Source organism: Mycobacterium sp. (assembly GCF_049673265.1).
Taxonomy (GTDB): Bacteria; Actinomycetota; Actinomycetes; order Mycobacteriales; family Mycobacteriaceae; genus Mycobacterium.
Window position 1 is genome coordinate 1 of the sequence record NZ_JBATXN010000492.1, and the last position, 7,851, is coordinate 7,851.

The 7,851-nt window shown below is 64.5% G+C and carries 7 protein-coding genes, 1 tRNA gene and 1 pseudogene; 3 read left to right on the forward strand and 6 right to left on the reverse strand.

From position 1 onward, the window contains the following. The 3 genes from WBF82_RS17030 to WBF82_RS17040 form a co-directional block, all read right to left on the reverse strand. The coding region (locus tag WBF82_RS17030; protein WP_424384144.1) for a S1 RNA-binding domain-containing protein at positions 1 to 280 on the reverse strand (280 nt) is incomplete at its 3' end. Positions 281 to 446: 166 nt separating this feature from the next. Beyond that, positions 447 to 3,110, reverse strand: coding sequence for a DNA polymerase I (polA, locus tag WBF82_RS17035; RefSeq protein WP_424384150.1), 2,664 nt, complete (start codon positions 3,108 to 3,110; stop codon positions 447 to 449). Between the two features lie 98 nt (positions 3,111 to 3,208). Beyond that, a complete protein-coding gene (locus tag WBF82_RS17040; RefSeq protein ID WP_424384145.1) occupies positions 3,209 to 3,496 on the reverse strand; it encodes a putative quinol monooxygenase in 288 nt (95 codons plus the stop codon). A 125-nt stretch (positions 3,497 to 3,621) separates the two neighbouring features. Between WBF82_RS17040 and WBF82_RS17045 the strand changes: the two genes are divergently transcribed. Both WBF82_RS17045 and WBF82_RS17050 read left to right on the forward strand, forming a co-directional pair. Beyond that, positions 3,622 to 4,119, forward strand: coding sequence for a Zn-ribbon domain-containing OB-fold protein (locus tag WBF82_RS17045; RefSeq protein ID WP_424384146.1), 498 nt, complete (start codon positions 3,622 to 3,624; stop codon positions 4,117 to 4,119). Next, positions 4,116 to 5,318: a lipid-transfer protein gene (locus WBF82_RS17050; RefSeq protein WP_424384147.1), complete on the forward strand. Its 1,203-nt coding sequence runs from the start codon at positions 4,116 to 4,118 to the stop codon at positions 5,316 to 5,318. The genes WBF82_RS17045 and WBF82_RS17050 overlap by 4 nt, the downstream gene beginning before the upstream one ends. Here WBF82_RS17050 and WBF82_RS17055 read toward each other — a convergent pair. After that, positions 5,315 to 5,944 (reverse strand): ANTAR domain-containing response regulator, encoded by a 630-nt coding sequence (locus WBF82_RS17055; RefSeq protein ID WP_424384148.1) that lies wholly within the window; start codon positions 5,942 to 5,944, stop codon positions 5,315 to 5,317. The two genes, WBF82_RS17050 and WBF82_RS17055, sit on opposite strands and share 4 nt — an antisense overlap. Before the next feature lie 100 nt (positions 5,945 to 6,044). Here WBF82_RS17055 and WBF82_RS17060 point away from each other — a divergent pair. Further along, positions 6,045 to 6,118: transfer RNA gene (locus WBF82_RS17060), tRNA-Leu, on the forward strand. A 95-nt stretch (positions 6,119 to 6,213) separates the two neighbouring features. Here WBF82_RS17060 and WBF82_RS17065 read toward each other — a convergent pair. Together WBF82_RS17065 and WBF82_RS17070 are read right to left on the reverse strand one after the other, a co-directional pair. Further along, positions 6,214 to 6,942 carry a PE-PPE domain-containing protein gene (locus tag WBF82_RS17065; RefSeq protein ID WP_424384149.1) on the reverse strand — a complete coding sequence of 243 codons (729 nt, stop codon included), beginning with the start codon at positions 6,940 to 6,942 and terminating at the stop codon, positions 6,214 to 6,216. A gap of 236 nt (positions 6,943 to 7,178) precedes the next feature. Further along, positions 7,179 to 7,851: pseudogene (locus WBF82_RS17070) on the reverse strand (PPE family protein); the annotation flags it as partial.

Sequence of the window (7,851 nt, forward strand, 5' to 3'; positions counted from 1 at the left end):
CCTTGGTGAGGACCAGGGCTTCGACCTCATCGCCCACGGAAACGACCTCGTTGGGGTCGACGTCGTGCTTGATGGACAGTTCGCGGGAGGGGATGACCCCTTCGGTTTTGTAGCCGATGTCGAGCAGCACCTCGTCCCGGTCAACCTTGACGATTGTCCCTTCGACGATGTCGCCATCGTTGAAGTACTTGATTGTTTTATCGATGGCGGCGAGAAAATCCTCGCTCGAGCCTATGTCGTTGACGGCTACTTGGGGCGAGGTGACGGTGGGACTCGGCATATTGTTGGGTTGCTCCGGACAGGTTGGGGTCGTAGGGATAAAGCGAGACATTGTCGATCGCCCGGCTCCTCCTCATCGCGCTACGCGCTCTGCGTCGTCGCCGGTTCCTGTCGAGGCTACTCGACTGGGCACACGCTGGCCAAACTCAACCCACGCGCGCCGAGCGCTAATGCGCGGCGGTATCCCAGCTGCGGCCGTAGCCCACCGAGACCTCCAGCGGCACGTCAAGCGGGTACGCACCGCCCATTTTTTCGCGTACCAACGCCTCTAGCCGCTCCCGCTCACCGCCGGCGACTTCGAACAACAGTTCGTCGTGGACCTGCAGCAGCATCCGAGACGCCAGCCCCGCGGACTTGAGCGCCTTGTCGACCTCGATCATGGCCACCTTGATGATGTCGGCGGCGCTGCCCTGGATCGGCGCGTTGAGCGCCGCCCGCTCCGCGGCCTCGCGCACCTGGCGGTTGCTGCTGTCCAGTTCGGGCAGGTAGCGCCGGCGTCCCAGCACCGTGGAGGTATAGCCGTCCTTGCGAGCGTGTTCGACGACGTCCATCAAGTAGTCCCGCACTCCGCCGAACCGGGCGAAGTAGGCGTCCATCTGGTCCTTCGCTTCTTCGGTGGAGATTTTCAGCTGCTGCGACAGGCCGTACGCGCTCAGCCCGTAGGCCAGCCCATAAGACATCGCTTTGACGCGGCGGCGCAGCTCGCCAGTCACCTCCTCGATCGGCACCCCGAATGCCCGGGAAGCGACGAACGAGTGCAGATCCTCGCCGGTGTTGAACGCTTCGATAAGGCCGGCATCTTGCGACAGATGTGCCATGATCCGCATCTCAATCTGGCTGTAATCGGCCGTCATCAGCTCGGCGTAGCCGCCTCCGACGACCAACGCGTCGCGGATCTGACGGCCCGCGTCGGTGCGGATCGGAATGTTCTGCAGGTTGGGCTCGGTGGAGGAAAGCCTGCCGGTCGCGGCGATCGTCTGGTTGAAGGTGGTGTGGATACGGCCGTCGCCCGCCACCGAATTCAGCAGCCCGTCGACGGTCACCTTCAGTCGGGTCACGTCGCGGTGCGCGAGTAGATGCTGCAGGAACGGATGCCCGGTCTTGTCGAACAGCGATTGCAGCGCGTCCGCGTCGGTGGTGTATCCGGTCTTCGTCCGCTTGGTCTTGGGCATCTCCAGCTCGTCAAACAGCACTACCTGCAACTGTTTTGGCGAGCCGAGGTTGATCTGCTTTCCGATCACCGCGTATGCCGCCTCGGCGGCATCACGGATCTGGTCGCCGAATTGGCTTTGCAGCTCGGTCAATTGGTTCAAATCGACGGCGATACCCGCGGCCTCCATGCCGGCCAGCACCCCTTGCACCGGCAGTTCCATCTCAGCCAGGAGCGAAGTGGAGTCGATACGGGCCAGTTCGGTGTCCAGCGCATCGGCGAGGTCGACCACCGCGCGGGCGCGCAGCACCGCGGTCTGCACGGCTTGGTCATCGACGCCGTCGGTGTCGTCGAGCAGTGAAAGCTGCTGCTGTTCAGACGTTTCCGCTCGTAGCTCGCGACGCAAGTAGCGCAGCGACAGGTCGTCGAGGGTGAAGCTGCGCTGCCCGGGCCGCACGAGGTAGGCGGCCAGCGCGGTGTCGGAGCTGACTCCGTTCACTGTCCAGCCGCGCCCGGCCAGGTCGTGGATGGCTAACTTGGCCTCGTGCAAGGCTTTCGGCTTCTCGGGGTCGGCGAGCCACGCCGCCAGCGCGGAGTCATCGTCCGGTGTCAAAGTCGTGGTGTCGATGTAGCCGCCGTCGCCGTCACCGGCGGCAATGGCCAGCGCGGTCGCGTCACCGTCGTAGGGCAGATGTGTGCCGACCACGGCCAACCCCGATCGGCGCCCGTCGGCGAGGTGCTCGGCCAGCCACTGCCTGACCGTGCCGGGCTCCAGCAGTCCCCCGCGCACGTCGAATCCCTCGTCGACCTCGGGTTCGACGGCCGCCAGCGTCTCGAACAGCCGATCGCGCAGCACCCGGAATTCCAGCTGGTCGAACAGCTGGTGAATCTGGTCCCGGTCCCACGGCTGCACCCGCAGCGTGTCCGGCGTCTGCGCCAGCGGCACGTCACGGACCAGGTCGGTGAGCTCCCGGTTGAGCACCACGCTGGCCAGATGCTCGCGCAGCGCGTCACCGACCTTGCCGCGCACCGAGTCGGCATTGTCGACCAACGCCTGCAGCGAGCCGTATTCGATGACCCATTTCGCCGCCGTCTTCTCGCCCACCCCGGGAATACCGGGCAAGTTGTCGCTCGGGTCGCCGCGCAGCGCCGCAAAGTCGGGGTATTGCGTGGGAGTCAACCCATACTTTTCGACGACGGCCTGGGGCGTAAAGCGGGTGAGCTCGCTGACGCCCTTGCGCGGATAAAGCACGGTCACGTCGTCGGTGACCAGCTGCAAGGAATCGCGATCACCGGTGACCACCAGCACCCGGTAGCCCTCCTTTTCGGCCTGGGTGGCCAATGTGGCGATCAGGTCGTCGGCCTCGAAGCCGGGCTCTGCGAGCACCGTAATACCCAGCGCCGCAAGGACTTCCTTGGTCACGTCGATCTGGCCGTGAAACTCGTCCGGGGTGGACGATCGGTTGGCCTTGTACTCCGGGTAGCGCTCGGCACGAAAGGTCTGCCGCGACACGTCGAAGGCGGCGGCCACGTGCGTGGGTGATTCGTCGCGCAACAGGTTGATCAGCATGGCGGTGAACCCGTACACCGCGTTGGTAGTCAGCCCGCCCTGGGTCTTGAAATTCTCGGCGGGCAGCGCGTAGAACGCCCGAAACGCCAGCGAATTGCCATCCAGCAGCATCAACGTCGGCTTGTCGTCAGCGGCCTGGGCGGCTTCCGTCTTCTTGCTTGCGGTCCTCGCTGGGCTCACGGCCTTAACTCTAGGCACTGCGTCTGACGTCAGGTCAGCAGCCGCTGGCTTCCGACGTCGTACTCGGAAACCGACGCGTCGATGATCGCGCTTTGTTGTTCGTCACTGACTCCCTCGCCGCGGAACGCTTCGACGGCGGACGGCGACTCCCAGCGTTCGAAGATGTTGATGCGATTGGGCTCGATCAGGTCCGCGCTAATCGTGAAGTCGAGGCACCCGGCCGTTCGGCGGGCTTGCTGCACGACGGCCGCACAGCCGAACAGATACTCGTCTCGCTGCTGCGGCTCGACGACCAGGTAGCCCGCGACGATCACCACTGAATGCTCCTTTGCTTGCATCGGACCTTTCAACGTATGACCCGCTACACCGCGCGAACTCATCGGCGGTACCCGCAAACTGAAACACGTTTCAGTTTTGCGAGCGTTGTAGGTACGCTGGCCGGATGCCAGCAGCTACCCGTCAAGAACCGGCAATCGACGGCTGGTTCGCCGACTCTGCTTCCAGCGACGTCGGTGCCCCCTATCTGATCGGCGCAAAATGTCCGCAATGCGGCACCTACGTCTTCCCGCCGCGGGCCAACAATTGCCCCAACCCCGCCTGCGACGGTGATCAGCTCGACCAAGTGCCGCTGTCGCGGCGCGGAAAGCTGTGGAGCTACACCGAAAACCGGTATGCACCGCCGCCGCCTTACCCATCCCCCGATCCATTCCAGCCGTTCGCCGTCGCCGCGGTGGAGTTGGCCGACGAGGGCCTGATCGTGCTGGGCAAGGTCGTGGACGGCACGCTGGCGGACGATCTGAAGGTCGGGATCGAGATGGAACTGACTACCATGCCGCTGTTCGTTGACGACGACGGCGTCGAGCGCATCGTTTACGCCTGGAGGATCGCTCCCACCGGCGACGATGCAGAGCGAAGCGATGGGGAGGAGCGGCGCTCATGAGCAGCAGCGAGCCGGTCTACATCCTCGGCGCCGGGATGCATCCCTGGGGCAAATGGGGTAACGACTTCACCGAATACGGTGTGGCCGCAGCGCGTGCCGCACTGGGCGAGGCCGGCCTGGACTGGCGGCAGATTCAGCTGGTGGCCGGCGCGGACACCATTCGCAACGGCTATCCGGGTTTCGTCGCCGGTGCGACGTTCGCGCAGAAGCTGGGCTGGAACGGTGTGCCGGTCAGTTCGAGCTATGCGGCGTGCGCCAGCGGATCGCAAGCCCTGCAAAGCGCCCGCGCACAGATCCTTGCCGGGTTCTGCGACGTGGCGCTGGTGATCGGCGCCGACACCACGCCGAAAGGCTTCTTCGCTCCGGTCGGCGGCGAGCGGAAGAACGACCCCGACTGGCAGCGGTTCCATCTGATCGGCGCTACCAACACGGTGTATTTTGCCCTGCTGGCGCGACGCCGGATGGACCTGTACGGCGCAACGCTCGAAGACTTCGCCCAGGTGAAGGTCAAGAACTCCAAGCATGGGCTCAACAACCCGAACGCGCGCTACCGCAAGGAGAACTCGATCGAAGACGTGCTTGCCAGCCCGGTGGTCTCGGACCCGCTGCGGCTGCTGGACATCTGCGCGACCTCGGACGGCGCCGCGGCGCTGATCGTGGCGAGCAAGTCCTTCGCCGAGAAGCACCTTGGCTCAGTAGCAGGTGTGCCTTCGGTGCGCGCGGTCAGCACCGTCACTCCCCGCTACCCGCAGCACCTTCCCGAATTACCGGATATTGCAACGGATTCCACTGCAGTAGTGGCCGCGCCGGATCGGGTGTTCAAGGACCAGATCATCGACGCCGCCTATGCCGAGGCCGGCATGGGGCCGGAAGACCTCAGCCTGGCCGAGGTTTATGACCTGTCCACCGCGCTCGAGCTGGACTGGTATGAACACCTCGGGTTGTGCGCCAAGGGTGACGCCGAGTCGCTACTGCGCAGCGGCGCCACAACGATCGGCGGGAAGATACCGGTCAACCCCTCGGGTGGGCTGGCCTGCTTCGGCGAGGCGATTCCCGCGCAAGCGATCGCACAGGTCTGCGAGCTCAGCTGGCAGCTGCGCGGTCAGGCCACAGGCCGCCAGGTCGAGGGCGCCAAGGCCGGAATCACCGCGAATCAGGGCCTTTTCGGCCACGGATCGTCGGTGGTCGTAGCCCGCTAGCCCGACGGTTCCGCGTCTTTGGCCGTGTCGAGAGTTTCCAGCACGACTTCGGCGACGTGCTTCATCGTGGTCCGCCGGTCCATCGCGGCGCGCTGGATCCACTTGAACGCTTCAGGCTCGGTCATGCCCTGGTTGGCTTGCAGCAGGCCCTTCGCTCGTTCCACGAGCTTGCGGGTTTCCAGCCGGTCAGACAGCGTTTCGACTTCGCGTTCAAGTGCTCTGATCTCGCTGAAGCGGCTCAGCGCCAATTCAATCGACGGGATCAGGTCGGAGATGGTAAACGGTTTGACCAAGTAGGCCATCGCCCCGGCGTCGCGTGCCCGTTCGACGAGGTCACGCTGGCTGAAAGCGGTCAGCACCACAATCGGTGCGATGCGTTTGCGGGCGATCTCCGACGCGGCGTCGATGCCGTCACGGCGCGGCATCTTTACGTCCATGATCACCAGGTCCGGTTTGAGCCGCTCGGCTAGCTCGACGGCTTCCTGCCCGTCGCCGGCCTCGCCGACGATTTCGTAGCCCTCTTCGCGGAGCATCTCGGCCAAGTCGAGCCGGATGAGCGCCTCATCCTCGGCGATCAGCACCCGGTGGGAGGCTTGGGTATCGACGTCGTTCGGGGAGCCAGTCATGACGACATTGTGTCGTGGCCCGCGACGATCATCGACCGCGGGGTTGGTGACGCTCGACTCCTCACGGCCATCCTCTATGGTGGGAGGCCGTAGCCAGCAGGCCCTCGTATCCCAACTGGCAGAGGAAACGGATTCAAAACCCGTACAGTGTGAGTTCGAATCTCACCGAGGGCACTCAAGCAGTCGACACGTCGGTGTTCCCGAAAATGCGCCGCGGCTGGCCGGACGAATGCGCGGCCAGACCGGACGCCCGCCTAATTAAGCGGGTATCACAATAGGCCGAACACACTGAGCAGCGTGTCCCACAGCTCGCTGGTGGTGAGTGTTGGGATGTCGAAGACGGTTGTCATTCCGTCGACTACCGGTGTGGCCGAGTCTATTTCGGCTGGCGTCATCCCGAGGTAGGCGAAATGGAGTCCCAACCCGAACAGGATTTCCTGCCAAGTTGTGCCCAAGGAGCTGGGGTTCGCCCAGACGTCGCCGTCGATGTTGTACACCTCGGTCGGGTACAGGTCGTCGGGAACCCCGGTGGGGTTGGCGCCCAGCATCACGAAACGTAAAGCGTCGGTGGGGATTCTGTCGGCGGCGAGTTCCTGTTCGGCGAGCGCGGCGATCGCGCTGCTTTGTGAGTAGGTGAAAATGGTCAGCGGGTCGCTGCACACGCCGGCGAAGTCACAGTGCATGCCACCGACCGCGTACTCGGCGATGACCGCGGTGGCGAGGATGTTCTCGCCCTGCGTCACGCTCGAGCCAAAGTCCCAGTTTTCCGGCGTGGTCAGCGCCAGCGTCGTCGCGACGGTCCCGTCGTACCCGCTCGGCTCCAGGTACAGGCTCTCCGCGCCGCTGATGTAGGAAGCGTCTGGTGTCGGCATGCCGGTGGAGCCCAGGATCAGGGCGTTGGTTGAGCCGGACAGAAAGTCGCTGTTGTCGGCGTTGGCTGAACCGGCCAATGCCACCGCGGCGCTGCACAGCGCCGCGCCGAGAATCATTTTCTTCATCGACCCCCCTTTTCTCACGATCACATGTCGATGACGCCTATAACACACAGGCAGAATATCTCAGGTTCTTTTAAGGCAGCCGTGAAATGGAAAATAATTTTCCTGACAAATAATTTGATGAGGTCAGCCCTTGATGTGCTGAGCCGATCGGCCGCAAAACACCAGTGCGCTTCTGCGGTGTGCGCAGGATCAGCTGGTGGTCGAGTCGCGTCGATTTCGTTGGTGCACAAGCACACTCAGCTGGGATCGTCCTCCTCCGATGTCTCCGGGTTCCAGCTGCCCGGCAGCATCGGCATCCGCGGACCCCCACCAAACTCATCACCGGCCACCGTGCTCAAACCCGATGCTTGGCCAATACCTTTCGGCTCGGTGCCGGCAAACCCCAACGGTCCCGAACCCCGATCCGACGCTGCGTAGCGCTGAGGAACGGGGCCGACGGTGTCAGCATCAGGTTCGTCGCGAGCGTCCAGAAAATCGTAGCGATAACCGCGGTCGATAACCGACCGCAGGCGCCGCCGGGCCCGGCTTTCGGGCGGCGTCGACAACGTCACCGGGGCGGGCGCGGCGATCTCGGCGATCGGCACGTTGGCCGCGGACTTGGTTCGAGCCTGCAGAGGCAACTCGATGTAGCCAGTGCCCACCAGGTAACCGAAACCCTGCCCGTCCGCGAGAGGCGGCGGCGGGACGCCGGGGGCTGGGGGCGCAGGGGGCATTGCCGCCGGGGACGGCGTCAAGGCCGGAACTGATGTCGTAGCCGTGGCCGGGATCGTGCTCAACAAGGGAGTATTCGCTATCGCCGGTGCGGGCACAGCCACCGGTGCAGCAGGGGCGATCGGTGCAACCACAGCGGGAGCGCCGGCGGGCTGAGACGGCCCGGCCAGGCCAACCGGCGCCACCACGCTAGTCACA

Bases quoted from the DNA above. Each gene is read 5' to 3' on its own strand.
- polA (WP_424384150.1), bottom strand. From the start codon at position 3,110: ATGCTGCTGGATGGCAATTCGCTGGCGTTTCGGGCGTTCTACGCGCTG.
- WBF82_RS17045 (WP_424384146.1), top strand. From the start codon at position 3,622: ATGCCAGCAGCTACCCGTCAAGAACCGGCAATCGACGGCTGGTTCGCC.
- WBF82_RS17050 (WP_424384147.1), top strand. From the start codon at position 4,116: ATGAGCAGCAGCGAGCCGGTCTACATCCTCGGCGCCGGGATGCATCCC.
- WBF82_RS17055 (WP_424384148.1), bottom strand. From the start codon at position 5,944: ATGACTGGCTCCCCGAACGACGTCGATACCCAAGCCTCCCACCGGGTG.
- WBF82_RS17065 (WP_424384149.1), bottom strand. From the start codon at position 6,942: ATGAAGAAAATGATTCTCGGCGCGGCGCTGTGCAGCGCCGCGGTGGCA.